Origin of the sequence: Mesorhizobium silamurunense (assembly GCF_014843905.1) — a bacterium.
In the GTDB taxonomy this organism is placed as follows: Bacteria; Pseudomonadota; Alphaproteobacteria; order Rhizobiales; family Rhizobiaceae; genus Mesorhizobium; species Mesorhizobium silamurunense.
In genome coordinates this window covers 43,593-57,627 of the sequence record NZ_LPVS01000081.1, presented here as the reverse complement: position 1 = coordinate 57,627, position 14,035 = coordinate 43,593, and the positions used below count along the sequence as shown (strand labels likewise).

13 protein-coding genes are annotated in these 14,035 nt (G+C 64.8%); 6 read left to right on the top strand and 7 right to left on the bottom strand.

The features are described 5' to 3' along the window. Positions 1-26: 26 nt before the first annotated feature. Positions 27-758 carry an SDR family oxidoreductase gene (locus tag AU465_RS23360; RefSeq protein ID WP_192253622.1) on the top strand — a complete coding sequence of 244 codons (732 nt, stop codon included), beginning with the start codon at positions 27-29 and terminating at the stop codon, positions 756-758. Between the two features lie 246 nt (positions 759-1,004). After that, positions 1,005-1,850, top strand: a complete 846-nt coding sequence (locus tag AU465_RS23355; protein WP_192253621.1) for a fumarylacetoacetate hydrolase family protein — start codon at positions 1,005-1,007, stop codon at positions 1,848-1,850. Between the two features lie 155 nt (positions 1,851-2,005). Here the strand turns inward: AU465_RS23355 and AU465_RS23350 are convergent, their stop codons facing one another. The 6 genes from AU465_RS23350 to AU465_RS23325 all read right to left on the bottom strand — a co-directional run bounded on the left by AU465_RS23350 (position 2,006) and on the right by AU465_RS23325 (position 8,310). Further along, a complete protein-coding gene (locus AU465_RS23350; protein WP_192253619.1) occupies positions 2,006-3,004 on the bottom strand; it encodes an ABC transporter ATP-binding protein in 999 nt (332 codons plus the stop codon). 15 nt (positions 3,005-3,019) lie between these two features. Further along, complete coding sequence (locus AU465_RS23345) at positions 3,020-4,081, bottom strand: Gfo/Idh/MocA family protein (protein WP_192253617.1); 1,062 nt, start codon at positions 4,079-4,081, stop codon at positions 3,020-3,022. Beyond that, entirely contained in the window at positions 4,078-4,917 is an 840-nt protein-coding gene (locus tag AU465_RS23340; RefSeq protein WP_192253615.1) for a carbohydrate ABC transporter permease, read from the bottom strand. Before AU465_RS23340 ends, AU465_RS23345 begins: the two co-directional genes overlap by 4 nt. A 7-nt stretch (positions 4,918-4,924) precedes the next feature. Beyond that, positions 4,925-5,854: a carbohydrate ABC transporter permease gene (locus AU465_RS23335; RefSeq protein WP_192253613.1), complete on the bottom strand. Its 930-nt coding sequence runs from the start codon at positions 5,852-5,854 to the stop codon at positions 4,925-4,927. 235 nt (positions 5,855-6,089) lie between these two features. Next, positions 6,090-7,349 (bottom strand): ABC transporter substrate-binding protein, encoded by a 1,260-nt coding sequence (locus tag AU465_RS23330; protein WP_192253611.1) that lies wholly within the window; start codon positions 7,347-7,349, stop codon positions 6,090-6,092. Between the two features lie 52 nt (positions 7,350-7,401). Continuing rightward, positions 7,402-8,310, bottom strand: coding sequence for an N-acetylmuramic acid 6-phosphate etherase (locus AU465_RS23325; protein WP_192253609.1), 909 nt, complete (start codon positions 8,308-8,310; stop codon positions 7,402-7,404). Positions 8,311-8,510: 200 nt separating this feature from the next. Here AU465_RS23325 and AU465_RS23320 point away from each other — a divergent pair, with 200 nt between their 5' ends. Genes AU465_RS23320 through nagA form a run of 4 tightly spaced genes read left to right on the top strand, consistent with a single transcriptional unit; the run spans position 8,511 to position 12,353 of the window. Beyond that, a complete protein-coding gene (locus AU465_RS23320) occupies positions 8,511-9,392 on the top strand; it encodes a glucosamine kinase nucleotide-binding domain-containing protein (RefSeq protein WP_192253607.1) in 882 nt (293 codons plus the stop codon). Further along, the gene (locus AU465_RS23315) at positions 9,389-10,168 is read left to right on the top strand and encodes a GntR family transcriptional regulator (RefSeq protein WP_127424739.1); all 780 of its coding nucleotides are present in this window, start codon (positions 9,389-9,391) and stop codon (positions 10,166-10,168) included. Before AU465_RS23320 ends, AU465_RS23315 begins: the two co-directional genes overlap by 4 nt. Then, entirely contained in the window at positions 10,165-11,196 is a 1,032-nt protein-coding gene (locus AU465_RS23310) for an SIS domain-containing protein (RefSeq protein ID WP_192253605.1), read from the top strand. Before AU465_RS23315 ends, AU465_RS23310 begins: the two co-directional genes overlap by 4 nt. Further along, positions 11,193-12,353: an N-acetylglucosamine-6-phosphate deacetylase gene (gene nagA / locus AU465_RS23305; RefSeq protein ID WP_192253603.1), complete on the top strand. Its 1,161-nt coding sequence runs from the start codon at positions 11,193-11,195 to the stop codon at positions 12,351-12,353. Before AU465_RS23310 ends, nagA begins: the two co-directional genes overlap by 4 nt. A 20-nt stretch (positions 12,354-12,373) precedes the next feature. On the opposite strand, the gene AU465_RS23300 is transcribed toward nagA, so the two are convergent. Next, the gene (locus AU465_RS23300) at positions 12,374-13,900 is read right to left on the bottom strand and encodes a malonate--CoA ligase (protein WP_192253601.1); all 1,527 of its coding nucleotides are present in this window, start codon (positions 13,898-13,900) and stop codon (positions 12,374-12,376) included. Positions 13,901-14,035: the final 135 nt, after the last annotated feature.

Genomic DNA, 14,035 nt, shown 5'->3' with positions numbered 1-14,035 from the left:
CGCACCAGGCAGGCGAGGAGAGAAGCATGGCGGATCTGGCAGGCAAGGTGGTTGTGGTCACCGCGGCGGCGCAAGGCATTGGGCGGGCGAGCGCGCTGGCTTTCGCCAAGGCAGGCGCCACCGTTCATGCCACCGACATCAACGAGCAGCTTTTGGCCGAGCTCGCCAAGACTTCCGGCATAAAGACCCGCAAGCTAGACGTGCTGAACGATGCGGCCGTCGCTGCCGCCTTCGCCGAGATCGGCCCGGTCGATGTGCTGTTCAACTGCGCCGGCTTCGTTCATTCAGGCTCGATCCTCGAAATGACGGATGCCGATCTCGACTTCGCCTTGAACCTCAACGTCCGCTCGATGATCCGCACCATCCGCGCGGTGCTGCCCGGCATGCTGGAGCGTGGCGATGGTTCGATCATCAACATGGCCTCGCTGGCGAGCTCGCAGAAGGGCGTGCCGAACCGCTTCGTCTACGGCTTGACCAAGGCGGCAGTCGTCGGTCTCACTAAGGCGGTCGCCGCCGACTATGTCGCCAAGGGCATACGCTGCAACGCCATCTGCCCGGGTACCGTCGAGAGCCCGTCGCTGCAGGATCGCATGCATGCGCAGGGGGATTACGAAGCAGCCCGCGCGGCCTTCATCGCCCGCCAGCCCATGGGTCGGCTTGGCACGCCCGAGGAGATCGCCGATCTCGCCGTCTATCTGGCGGGAGCGACCTATACGAGCGGGCAGGCCTACAATATCGACGGCGGCTGGTCGATCTGACTTTCGTTCGGAAAAATCGTGGCGGTTCGGGAATAGATGGCGGGCGAACAGGAAGATCGGATATGGCCTCCGCGTTTGTCGGAAGCATCGATAGTCTGAAAAATCCTGCCCGCCCGGCCGCTCGTGCGGCGTCTGCGCTTGCCGGGCGCAAGGTCGCTGGCTACGGTCCGCCCGATTTCGCGACAGGCATCGCCTTGAGCGAAGAATTTTGCAAAACGGCCTTGTGCCGCAAGTAGGAGAATAAAGATGAAGTTGCTGCGCTATGGCGAGGTGGGGAGCGAACGTCCCGGCCTGCTCGATCAGGATGGCATGATCCGCGACCTTTCGGCCTATGTCGCCGACATCGCCGGGACGGCGCTTCATCCGGCCTCGCTGGAGATGCTCTCCAAGCTCGATCCGAAATCGCTGCCGGCGGTATCCGGCAAGCCGCGCCTGGGCGCTTGCGTCGCCGGCACCGGAAAATTCATCTGCATCGGCCTCAATTATTCCGACCATGCCGCCGAGACCGGCGCCACTGTGCCGCCGGAGCCGATCATCTTCATGAAGGCAAGCTCGGCCATCGTCGGGCCGGACGACGACGTGCTCATCCCGCGCGGCTCGGTCAAGACCGACTGGGAAGTCGAACTCGGCGTCGTCATCGGCAAGACGGCGAAGTATGTCAGCGAGGACGACGCGCTGGATTATGTTGCCGGCTATTGCGTTGCGCACGACGTTTCCGAGCGCGCCTTCCAGGCCGAGCGCCAGGGCCAGTGGACCAAGGGCAAATCCTGCGACACCTTCGGCCCGATCGGTCCCTGGCTGGTGACCAAGGACGAGATCGCCGACCCGCAGAACCTCAAGATGTGGCTGACCGTCAATGGCAAGACCATGCAGAACGGCTCGACCAAGACCATGGTCTATGGCGTGAAGTATCTGGTCTCCTATCTCAGCCAGTTCATGTCGCTGCATCCCGGCGACATCATCTCCACCGGCACGCCGCCCGGCGTCGGCCTAGGCATGAAGCCGCCGGTGTTCCTGAAGCCCGGCGACGTCGTCGAGCTCGCCATCGAAGGCATGGGCCAGCAGAAGCAGACGTTCAAGGCGGATGAGTAGGGGCGGATCAAATCGCAGGGCTGCGCCGCCCCTCATCCGCCTGCCGGCACCTTCTCCCCGTGAAGGACGGGGAGAAGGGACGAGCTCCAGCGCTGGCGACCTCCCTCTCCCCGTCCTTCACGGGGTGAGGGGCAGCGCCGACCTACGTCGCGATCCTACTTCAAAACCTTCCCATCCGCCCCGAACCGATACGTCTTCGCCGGATCCGGCGTCGCGTAGAGCGTGGCGCCCGGCTCGGCGTTGTAGACGCCGAAGATGCGCACGGTGAGCAGCCCGGCCTTCTCGCAGTCGAGATAGAGGTTGGTGTCGGCGCCGAGATGCTCGGCGTGCACCACCGTGCCTTTCCAGGCGCCGGATTTCGCGTCGACGGTCAGATGTTCCGGCCGCACGCCGACGGTTTTCGCCGTCTCGCCCAGCTTGGCGCCGTCGATGAAATTCATCTTCGGCGAGCCGATGAAGCCGGCGACGAAATCGTTGGCCGGCGAATTATAAAGCTCCATCGGGCTGCCAATCTGCTCGATCCGCCCGGCGTTGAGCACCACGATCTTGTCGGCCAGCGTCATCGCCTCGACCTGGTCGTGGGTCACATAGATCATCGTCGCCTTCAGCCGCCGGTGCAGCTGCGCGATCTCGAGCCTTGTGTTGACGCGCAATGCCGCATCGAGGTTGGACAGCGGCTCGTCGAAGAGAAAGAGTTTCGGCTCGCGCACCACGGCGCGGCCGATGGCGACGCGCTGACGCTGCCCGCCCGACAGTTCCGCCGGCCGGCGCTCGAGATAGGGCTCGAGCGACAGCATGGCGGAAGCAATCTTGATGCGGCGGTCAATCTCGGCCGAAGGCGTGCCGGCCTGCTTCAGGCCGAGGCCCATATTGTTCTTCACCGTCAGATGCGGATAGAGCGCATAGGTCTGGAAGACCATGGCGATGCCGCGTTTTGCGGGTGGCGTGACGGAGACGTCGTCACCGTCGATCAGCACGCGGCCGGAGGTCGAATCCTCCAGGCCGGCGATGACGCGCAGCAGCGTCGACTTCCCGCAGCCGGACGGGCCGACGAAGACGACGAACTCGCCGTCAGTGACCTCGAGGTCGATGCCTTTCAGCACCTCGACCGGTCCGAATGCCTTCTTCACATTCTCGATGTTCAGCGAGCCCACGGCTTCGTCCTTGTTCTAGAGTTTGATTGGGGCGCCGCTGCGCACGCTCTCGTCGGCGGCCAGGCAGACGGCGAGCGACTTCACCGCGTCATCCATGTGGCGGGTAAGGTCGATGTCCTCCCGGATGGCCTTGAGCAGGAAGGCCTGTTCGAGGTCGCAGAGCTCCTGGTGTCCCGGCTCGCCTTCCATCGACAGCAGCTCGTCCTCATTGGCGAACTTGCCGTCCGGCCCGGTCGCCGCACTATGCAGGCGGATGGTCGAGGTTTTTGTGTGGGTGTCGATGTCGTCGGACTTCACGCCCTCCTTCATCACGATCGACACGCAGCCTCTGGGCGACATCACGTCCTTCACGAAGAAGGCGGTCTCCGAAATCATCGGGCCCCAGCCGGCCTCGTACCAGCCGACCGAGCCGTCCTCGAACAGCACCTGAAGGTGGCCGTAATTGTACATCGAGGGCGCCACCTCGTCGGTCAGCCTGACCGCCATGCCGCGCACCTCGACCGGTTTGGCATCGGTGATCTGCAGCATCACGTCGAGATAATGCACGCCGCAGTCGACGATCGGCGAGGTCGTCTGCATCAACTGCTTATGCGTCTCCCAGCTATGGCCGGAAGACTGCTGGTTGAGGTTCATGCGGAAAACGTAGGGCCCGCCGAGCTTGCGCGCTTCGGCGATCAGCCGCACCCAGGACGGATGGTGGCGCAGGATATAGCCGATCACCAGCTTCCGGCTGTTGGCCTTGGCGGCATCGACGACGCGCTTGGCGTCCGCCACTGTCGTCGCCAGCGGCTTCTCGACGAAGACATGGCAGCCCGCCTCGAATGCCTTGATCGCATAGTCGGCGTGGCTGTCCGAATAGGTGGCGATCGCGGCGACATCCGGCTTCTCGTCGCGCAGCGCGTCCTCGAACGAGCGCCTGATGCCGTAGCTCGCGAGCCCGTCCGGCAGCGGCACGTCGGAACGGTTGACGAGCGCGGCGATCTCGAAGCCCGGATTGGTATGATAGGCCAGCGCATGGCTGCGGCCCATATTGCCGAGGCCCGCGACGACGACGCGTAGGGGTCTTTCTGAACTCACTTGACGGCTCCGGAAGTGATGCCGCGGATCAGCTGCCGCGAGAAGATGACGTAGAGGATCAGCACCGGCAGGATCGCCAGCGACAGCGCCGCCAGGATCGCGTTCCAGTTGGTGACGAACTGGCCGAGGAAGAGCTGCGCGCCGAGCGTCACCGTCTTGGTCTCTTCCGACGGCGCCAGGATCAGCGGGAACCAAAGATCGTTCCAGATCGGGATCATGGTGAAGACGGCGACGGTCGCCATGGATGGCCTGACCAGCGGCAGCACCAGCCGGAAGAAGATCGTGTATTCCGACAACCCGTCGATGCGGCCTGCATTCTTCAGATCGTCCGACACCTGCTTCATGAACTCCGACAGGATGAAGATGGCGAGCGGCAAGCCCTGCGCGGTGTAGACCAGGATCAGCGCCGTCAGCGTGTTGACCAGCCCGCTCGCCACCATCAGCTGCAGGATGGCGACGGTGCCGAGGCGGATCGGGATCATGATGCCGAGCGCCAGATAGAGCCCCATCATCGTGTTGCCGCGGAAGCGGTATTCCGACAGCGCGAAAGCCGCCATCGCGCCGAACAGCAGCACGAAGAACAGCGATGCGACGGTGACGACGAGGCTGTTCTGGAAATAGTGCAGGAAGTCGCCCTGGCCGATGACCGTCGTGTAGCCGATCAGATCGAAGGTCTTCGGCGTCGGCGGCGTCAAGGGTGCGCCGAATATGCCCGCGCGTGACTTGAACGAGTTCATGATGACCAGGATCACCGGAAACAGCGCGATCGCCGTATAGGTCAAAAGGACGGCATGGGCGCCGATGGTGCGGGGAAGCGAACGGGTGGCTAGGCTCATGGCGCCCTCAGAACTGGTAGCGACGCAGACGCGTCTGGACGAGGAACAGGTAGACGCAGACGCCGGCAAGGATGATCAGGAACATCATCGTGGCGATCGCGGCGCCCATGTTCGGGTCGCCGACCTGCAGCTGGAAACCGAAAAAGGCGCGATAGAGGAAGGTGCCGAGTATGTCGGTCGAATAGTTCGGACCGGCAAGCGCCCCTTGCGCGGTATAGATCAGGTCGAAGGCGTTGAAATTGCCGACGAAGGTCAGGATCGAGATGATGCCGATCGACGGCAGGATCAGCGGCAGCTTGATCTTCCAGAACTGCGCCATGCCGGTGACGCCATCGCATTCGGCGGCCTCGATCACTTCATCCGGGATCGACAGAAGTGCTGCATAGATCAGCATCATCGGGATGCCGATGAACTGCCAGACCGAAACCAGACTGAGAGCAGTCAGCGCATATTGCTCCTTGCCGAGCCACGGCGTGAACAGGCTCTTCAGCCCGACGAAGTCGAGCAGATGCGGCGCCACGCCCCAGATCGGCGACAGGATCAGCTTCCAGGCAAAGCCGACGATGACGAAGGACAGGATCGTCGGCACGAAGATCGCCGTGCGGTAGAAGGCAGCGAACCTCAGCCTCGGGCTGGAGAGAAGTGCGGCCAGCAACACGCCGATCGGGTTCTGCACCAGCATGTGGATGATGAAGAACCAGACATTGTTCCTGAGCGCATTCCAGAAGTTGACCGACCAGTTGGGGTCGCCGAACAGCGTGCGGAAATTGTCGAACCCGACGAACACCTGGTGCTGCTCGATGTTGCGGAACAGCGAGAGCTGCAGCGTGCCGGCCAGCGGCAGGATCATGATTGCCGTGTAGACCAGCACGGCCGGCGCCAGGAAGACGCCGATATGCCAGCGGATCGGTCTTTTCGGTCGTGTTTGTGCGGCCATGAGTTCGGTCCCCGCCGTCTCTCGGTTCCAGGTCGATGATGCTTAGCTGATGCCTCGATGCATGGCCTGACTGTCCCCTTCACGGATGGACAAAGGCCAGCGACAGTACGGCTTCGTCTTCCCCGCAAGATGAGGGTAGGACCGAGAGGCGGCGCCGACAATCGCTATCTCAAAACGGATGTATTCCGGGGAACTGGCCGGGCTGGGCGCCCGGCCGGCTCGATTGACTTTGAGCTTACTTCGCCGGCTTGTACCAGCTGTCGAGGCCGTCCTGCAGCTTCTTGGCCGCGGCTTCCGGCGTGTCGGTGCCGTTGATCACGTTGGCCGATTCAACCCAGGTCTCGTTCTCGAGGTTCGGCGTGCCGCGCGACAGGATCTGGTAGGTCGAGCGGATCGTCGACTTGCACTTGCCGCGCCAGGAAACGAATTCCTGCGCCAGCGGGTCTTCCATCTTCACCGGCGTGCTGTTCAGGCTGAAGAAGCCCGGCAGCGCGTTGGCGTAGATGGTGGCGAAGTCCGGCGAGGCGACCCAGGCCAGGAACTTCTTGGCTTCTTCCGGGTGCTTCGATGCCGCATTCAGGCCCATGCCGATATCGGTATGGTCGGAGATGTAGCAGGTGTCGCCGGCCTTCTGCACCGGCGGCGGGAAGGCGCCCATCTTGAACTGCGCCTGCGTGTTGAACAGGCCGATCTCCCACGAGCCGGCCGGGTAGATGGCGGCGCGGCCAAGCGTGAACAGGTTCTGGCTGTCCGGATAGGTCTGCGCCTCGAAGCCGTCGCCGAGATAGGGCTTCCACTTGGCCAGTTCCCTGTAAGGCTCGACCCAGTCGGCATCGGTCAGCTTCTGCTCGCCCTTGATCAGCGCCTGGCGGCCTTCCTCGCCCTTCCAGTAGTTCGGGCCGATGTTCTGGTAGCCCATGGTCGCCGCTTCCCAGAGGTCCTTCGTGCCCATCGCCATCGGGATGTAGGTGCCGTCCGCCTTGATCTTGTCAAGCACGGCGTAGAACTCTTCATTCGTGGTCGGCACCTTGAGGCCGAGCTTGTCGAAGGCGTCCTTGTTGTAGATGAAGCCGTGGATGACCGAAGCCATCGGCACGCAGAAGCTCGACTTGCCGTCGTCGGTCTGCCAGGCGGCCTTGGCGACGGGCGAGAAGTTCTCCATGCCGGGCAGCGTGCTGAGGTCGGCGAGGTTGCCCTTCTTGAACAGCTCAAGCGACTTGTCGAACGGGCGGCAGGTGATCAGGTCGCCCGCCGAGCCGGCGCTGAGCTTGGCGCCGAGGGCTGCGTCATACTCGGTCGGCGCCGACGGCGCGAACACCACCTTGATGCCGGGGTTCTTGGCCTCGAAGGCCGGGATCAGCTTGTCCTTCCAGATGGTCAGGTCGTCGCCGCGCCAGCTCTCGATGTTGAGCGTCACGTCCTCGGCCAGCGCCATCCCGGTCGTGCCGAGGATGCTCGTGCCGAGCAGAAGGGCCGTCAGTAGTTTGGTCGTCATGTTCAGTCTCCCTGTTGACCTTTTTCAGGTTCGGTTCTGATGAGAACAGGGGCTAGCGCCCCTTGCTCCCCTCGATCGCGGAAAGCGCCGGCCTGAGCTTCTGGCCGGTTCCTTCCAGTATCTTCTCGGCCGCATCGGCGTTGGCGACGCCGGCGGCGAGCAGAATGGCAGTCTTGACGCCGCCGCCGCTCTCTTCGAGCAGGCGCGCCGCGTCTTCGCGGCTTCGCCCGCTGATGGCGGCGACCATGCGCACCGCGCGGTCGCGCAGCTTGATGTTGTCGGCGGTGAGGTTGACCATATAGCCGTCATGCACATGGCCGAGATGGACGGCCGCGAGCGTCGACAGCATGTTGAGCGCGATCTTCTGCGTGGTTCCCGCGCCCATGCGGGTCGAGCCGGCGATCAGCTCCGCCGGCGTTTCGAGCAGGATGGCGACATCGGCCTCGCCGAACAGCGGCGCATCCTTGTTGTTGGCGATGGCGATCGTCGCGGCACCCCGGCGCCGCGCATCGCCGATCGCCTGGACGGCATAGGGTGTGGAGCCGCTGGCCGAGATCGCGATCAGGCAGTCGCCCTTGCCGATATTGGCCTTTGCGACAGCTGCCGCGGCTTCCTCAGTGTCGTCTTCCGGCCCGCCGGCAAGCGTGCGGAAGGCTTCGTCGCCGCCGGCGATCAGGATGGCGATACGGTCACGCGCGATGCCGAACGTGCCGGGAAGTTCCAGCGCGTCGGCAACAGCCATCAGGCCGGAGCTGCCGGCCGCGGCATAGGCGAGCCTGCCGCCGGCCTTCAACTGTCTTGCGATAAGTTCGGCGGCCTCGGCGATCGCCGGTATGGCGCCATGCACGGCCTTTGCGGCCTCGATCTGGGCGTTGGCCAGGAACGCCAGGATGGCTTCCGGGGTCTGGACATCCAGCCCCTCGGCGTTTTGATGAAGCGCTTCCGTGCGCGTTTCGGCCATCCGCTTTCCTCCAACTGGACGAACAATACCAAAAAAATACCACTTGTCCACATCCATTAACGAGTTTTGCGCTCTGAAACTGTCTTGCCGGCAAATTGCGATGACTTTTCAATAAAATACGCCTTAATCTTTTTTGAAACCGAAATTAACGCTTGGCTATTGGTATTTTATTGGTATTATCCTGCCGGAGGAGAAATCGCGTGAAATTCGTGCTTGGCATCGATGGCGGCGGCACCAGCTGCAGGGCGGCCCTTGCGACCGTCGACGGCGCTGTCGTCGGCCGCGCCAAAAGCGGCGCGGCCAATATCCGCACCGATCTCACCGGCGCGCGCGCCAACATCGTCGAGGCGGCCAGGCAGGCTTTCATTGCCGCCGGCCAGGATCCGGAACTGATCCCTGAGACGCCGGCCATTCTCGGCCTTGCCGGCGCCAATGTCGGCACCTACAGGCAGCAGCTCGAGGCGATCCTGCCCTTCAGCAAGAGCCGCGTCGAGACCGATGCCGAGATCGCGCTCGAGGGCGCGGTCGGCTCGGGCGACGGCGCCATGGCCATCCTCGGCACCGGCACCGCCTATATGGCGCGTAAGGACGGCAAGTCGCGCGCCATCGGCGGCTGGGGGTTTCAGGTCGGCGATCAGGGCAGCGGCGCCCGCATCGGCCGCGATCTGCTCGAGCAGACGCTGCTCGCCTATGACGGCATCCGTCCCGGCTCGCCTTTGACGGAAGCGATGCTTGCCGTCTTCCGCAACAATCCCGAGGACGTGGTCGAGTTCACCACCAATGCCAAGCCCGGCGACTTCGGCGGTTTCGCGCCCAAGGTCTTCGAGCATGCCGCCAAGGGCGATCTCGTCGCCAACTGGATCCTCGACAAGGCGGTTGCCGATGTCGAGGCCTCGCTCGGCGCGCTCGATCTCGCGCACGATGCTCCGCTCTGCCTGCTCGGCGGCCTGGCGCCGCTTTATGCGCCGCGCCTGTCGGCGCGTTACCAGGCGCTGCTGAAAGCCCCGCTCGACGACGCGCTCGGCGGAGCGGTGCAGATGGCCGCGCGCATCTTCGCCGGCAAATCGGGGGCTGGCCGATGAGCGCCGCCGACCAGATCTTCGCCATGCTAAAGGAATCCTCGCAAAGCGGCGCGCCGCTTTACCTGCAGCTCAGGAAAAGCATCGAGGAAGCGGTCAATCGCGGCCTGATCGGCCCGGGCGACGCGCTGCCGTCCGAGCGCGACATCGCCAGCAAGGCCGACATCTCGCGCGTCACCGTGCGCAAGGCGGTGCAGGATCTGGTCAAGGGCGGCATCCTTGTCCAGCGCCATGGCTCAGGCACCTTCGTCGCGCCGCGCATGGAGCGCGTCGAGCAGTCGTTGTCCAGGCTCACCTCCTTCACCGAGGATATGGCTCGCCGCGGCATGGTCGTGCGCTCGGCCTGGCTCGATCGCGGCCTCTATGCGCCCTCGCCGGACGAGATGATGGTGCTCGGCCTGTCGTCGAGCGAACTGGTGGCGCGCGTGGCGCGCCTGCGCATCGCCAACGACACGCCGCTGGCGATCGAGCGCGCCGCGATTTCTGCGAGCGTGCTGCCCGATCCCGAGGCGATCGGCTCCTCGCTCTACGCCGCGCTGGAACTGACCGGCAACCGCCCGGTGCGGGCAGTGCAACGCATCTCGGCCGCCAATCTCGGCGACGCCGACGCGCGGCTCCTGGAAGTGCCGCCTGGGGTTGCCGGGCTGCACATCGAACGTATTTCCTATCTGGCGAGCGGCAAGGTGATCGAATTCACCCGTTCGATCTATCGGGGCGACGCCTATGATTTCGTCGCGGAACTCCGGCTGACCGGGCCGGGAGAGGAGATCCGGCCATGAGCGCTACCACAACCCATATGCGGCGCGAGATCGAGGAGATCCCGCAGGCCACCGCCCGCCTGCTCGACGGCTCCGCCAAGGTGCTGGCCGAGGCCGGCCGCGGCCTTCGCGAGCGCGATCCGCATTTCGTCGTCACCGTGGCGCGTGGCTCGTCCGACCACGCCGCCACCTTCATGAAATATGCGGTCGAACTGACCGCCGGCCTCGCGGTCGCTTCCGTCGGCCCGTCGATCGCCTCCATCTATGGCGCGAAGCTCCGGCTGCGAGGCTCGGCTTGTCTCGCCATCTCGCAATCGGGCAAGAGCCCCGACATCGTCGCCATGGCCGAAACGGCGAGGGCCGGCGGCGCGCTGACCGTCGCCATCACCAACACCGCCGACTCGCCGCTGGCGCGCGCCTCGGATTACGCCATCGACATTCTTGCCGGCCCTGAGCGCAGCGTCGCGGCCACCAAGACCTTCGTCAATTCGGCCGTCGCCGCCCTGGCGCTGATGGCGCACAGCACCGGCGACCAGGCGCTGCTTGCCGCGCTCGCCCGCCTGCCCGAGCATTTCGAGAAGGCCATAGCCTGCGACTGGATGGCGCTCGCCGCGGCGCTCGAGACCCCGCGGTCGCTGTTCATCCTCGGCCGTGGTCCTTCCTTCGCGATCGCCAGCGAGGCGGCGCTGAAGTTCAAGGAAACCTGCGCCATGCATGCCGAGGCCTACAGCTCCGCCGAGGTCATGCACGGGCCGCTGGCGCTGGTCGGGCCGGGCTTCCCGGTCCTGGCGCTCGCCGCCCGCGACGCGTCGGAACCTTCGGTGGCCGAGGCCGCCGACAGCTTGGCAGCCAAGGGCGCGGCCGCTTTCGTCACTTCCGACAAGGCAAAGAGCGCCAGGCTGCTGCCGCATGTCGCGACCGGCCATCCGCTGACGGATCCGCTGCCGCTGATCGTGTCCTTCTATGGCTTCGTCGAGGCCTTCGCCCGCCATCGTGGCCTCGATCCGGATGCGCCGCGCAATTTGCGCAAGGTGACGGAAACCGTATGAGCGACCGTTTCGCCCTCATTGGCGCCCGCATCTTCGACGGCGCCGACTGGCATGACGATGCGGCCCTTCTCGTCAAGGATGGCCTCGTCGAAGCCATTCTGCCCGCCGGCGCCATTCCATCCGGCGTGCCCCGTGTCGAGACCGGTGGCGGCCTGGTGGTTCCCGGCTTCGTCGACATCCAGGTCAACGGCGGCGGCGGCGTCATGCTCAACGACCATCCCGATGTCGCCTCGATCGAGACCATCTGCCGGGCGCACGCGCCGTTCGGCACCACCGCGCTGCTGCCGACGCTGATCACCGACACGCCGGCGATCACGGCCGCGGCCATCGCGGCCGGGGCCGAGGCCGCCCGGAAGAAAGCGCCGGGTTTTCTTGGCCTGCATCTCGAAGGGCCGCATCTATCCGTCGTGCGCAAGGGTGCGCATGACCCGGCCCTGATCCGGCCGATGACGGACGCCGACCAGGCAGCGCTGATCGCCGCGCGCCGGGATCTCCCGGTGCTGCTCACCACGATCGCGCCGGAATCCGTCGAGCCGGCCCGCGTCACGGCGCTGGCCGAAGCCGGCATCGTCGTCAGCCTCGGCCATTCCGACACCGGCTATGCCACGGCAACGGCCTTCGCCGAGGCGGGTGCCTCGGTCGTCACGCATCTTTTCAACGCCATGAGCCAGATCGGCAATCGCGAGCCGGGACTGGCCGGAGCGGCCGTTGACACCGGCAAGTTCTACGCCGGCATCATCGCCGACGGCATCCACGTCCACCCGGGCACGATGACGCTTGCGCTCAACGCCAAGAAGGGGCCGGGCAAAATCCTCTTGGTCACCGACGCTATGGCGACGATCGGCACCGACATGACCTCCTTCACGCTCAACGGCCGCACCATCTATCGCAAGGACGGGAGTCTCAGGCTTGCCGACGGCACGCTGGCCGGCGCCGACCTCGACATGATCTCCGCCATTCGCTTCGTCCACCGCGTCGTCGGACTCGATCTCGACGAAGCCTTGCGCATGGCCTCGCTCTATCCTGCCGAAGCGATCGGCCAGGCGCACCGCCTCGGCCGCTTCGCCAACGGCACCGCCGCCGACATCGTCGGCCTGTCGGAGAGTCTGGATGTGAAGGATGTCTGGATCGGCGGTGAGAAGGTGTTTGCCGCCTGAGTTGCTGGTCCGGGCCGCAATTAGCCGGCTCTGCCCGTGGCATAGATATCCTTATACGCCTCGCGCAAAACGTTCTTCTGCACCTTGCCCATCGTGTTGCGCGGCAATTCGTCGACGAAGATAACCTGCTTCGGATGCTTGTATTTCGCCAGCAGCGCGGCGATGGCGCCTGCGATATCGGCGGCGCTTATCGCCGAGCCTGGCTTGCGCACCACCACGGCCGTGACGCCTTCGCCGAAGTCGGGATGCGCAACGCCGATCACGGCGCTTTCACTGACGCCGTCCAGCGCGTCGATCTCGCTTTCGATCTCCTTCGGATAGACGTTGTAGCCACCCGAGATGATCAGGTCCTTGCCGCGACCGACGATATGGACATAGCCGTCGGCGTCGATCAGCCCGAGATCGCCGGTGATGAAGAAACCGTCGCCGCGGAACTCGGCTTTGGTCTTTTCGGGCATCCGCCAATAGCCGGCAAAGACGTTCGGCCCCTTCACCTCGATCATGCCGATCTCGCCCTGGGCAAGCGGTTTGCCGCCTTCGGGATCGGTGATGCGCAGCGTGACACCAGGCAACGGAAAGCCGACCGTGCCGGCGCGCCGCTCGCCGTCATAGGGGTTGGACGTGTTCATGTTGGTTTCGGTCATGCCGTAGCGTTCGAGGATGGCGTGGCCGGTGCGCTCGCGCCAGGCATTGTGCGTCTCGGCAAGCAGCGGCGCCGAGCCAGAGATGAACAGCCGCATGTGGCTGGCCGCGTCCTTCGTCAGGCCATCCTGCTGCAGGAGCCGCACATAGAAGGTCGGCACGCCCATCAGCGCGGTCGCGCGGGGGAAAAGCGAAATGACACGGCCTGGGTCGAATTTTTGCTCGAACAGCATCCTGGCGCCGGCCATCAGGATGACATTGGTGGCGACGAACAGCCCGTGCGTGTGGAAGATCGGCAGCGCGTGGATCAGCACGTCGTTGGCGCCGAAGCGCCAACGCTCGACTAGCACGCGCGCGTTGGAGGCCAGGTTCTCGTGGCTGAGCATGGCGCCCTTGGAGCGGCCGGTCGTGCCTGACGTGTAGAGGATGGCGGCGAGATCGTCGGGCCTGCGCGCCACATCCACGAAATCCGTCGGCTGCAGCGCGGCGCGATCCGCAAGCGTGCCCCGCCCGTCGCGGCCAAGCGTCAGCGTCACGGCCCCCGCCGATGCGGCGAGCGGTTGAATGTCCACTACCTTTTCCGGATCGCAGACGACAAGCCGCGGTTCCGCGTCGCGAAAGAAATAGTCGAGTTCCGGCAGCGTATAGGCGGTGTTGAGCGGCAGGAAGACGGCGCCGGCGCGTAAGGACGCGAGATAGAGGAGCAAAGCTTCCGGGGTCTTCTCCACCTGCACGGCGACGCGATCGCCGGGCTGGACGCCCGTTTGCGTCAGCGCGTGCGCATATTGCCCGGACCGTTCCAGCATGTCGCCATAGGAGATTGAACGCCCGTCATCCGTTTCCATCAGCAGCCGACCGGGCGCCGGCATGCCGGCCCGAAAGGCGTCGAACAGGTGGTTGGTCATGATCGTCCTATGGCCTCATCGCTGACGGAATTTCGCCGGTTCGGCCAGAGCGAATATCAGATTTGCCAGCCAGAGCAATTCCAGGAAAAGTGCGTAACGGTTTTCCGTCCGGAATTGCGTAAAAACAAGGAGTTA

What these genes read in the sequence shown, in the direction of transcription:
- AU465_RS23335 (WP_192253613.1), bottom strand. Translation starts at nt 5,854, where the DNA reads ATGGCCGCACAAACACGACCGAAAAGACCGATCCGCTGGCATATCGGC.
- nagA (WP_192253603.1), top strand. Translation starts at nt 11,193, where the DNA reads ATGAGCGACCGTTTCGCCCTCATTGGCGCCCGCATCTTCGACGGCGCC.
- AU465_RS23300 (WP_192253601.1), bottom strand. Translation starts at nt 13,900, where the DNA reads ATGACCAACCACCTGTTCGACGCCTTTCGGGCCGGCATGCCGGCGCCC.
- AU465_RS23330 (WP_192253611.1), bottom strand. Translation starts at nt 7,349, where the DNA reads ATGACGACCAAACTACTGACGGCCCTTCTGCTCGGCACGAGCATCCTC.
- AU465_RS23315 (WP_127424739.1), top strand. Translation starts at nt 9,389, where the DNA reads ATGAGCGCCGCCGACCAGATCTTCGCCATGCTAAAGGAATCCTCGCAA.
- AU465_RS23355 (WP_192253621.1), top strand. Translation starts at nt 1,005, where the DNA reads ATGAAGTTGCTGCGCTATGGCGAGGTGGGGAGCGAACGTCCCGGCCTG.
- AU465_RS23325 (WP_192253609.1), bottom strand. Translation starts at nt 8,310, where the DNA reads ATGGCCGAAACGCGCACGGAAGCGCTTCATCAAAACGCCGAGGGGCTG.
- AU465_RS23340 (WP_192253615.1), bottom strand. Translation starts at nt 4,917, where the DNA reads ATGAGCCTAGCCACCCGTTCGCTTCCCCGCACCATCGGCGCCCATGCC.
- AU465_RS23310 (WP_192253605.1), top strand. Translation starts at nt 10,165, where the DNA reads ATGAGCGCTACCACAACCCATATGCGGCGCGAGATCGAGGAGATCCCG.
- AU465_RS23360 (WP_192253622.1), top strand. Translation starts at nt 27, where the DNA reads ATGGCGGATCTGGCAGGCAAGGTGGTTGTGGTCACCGCGGCGGCGCAA.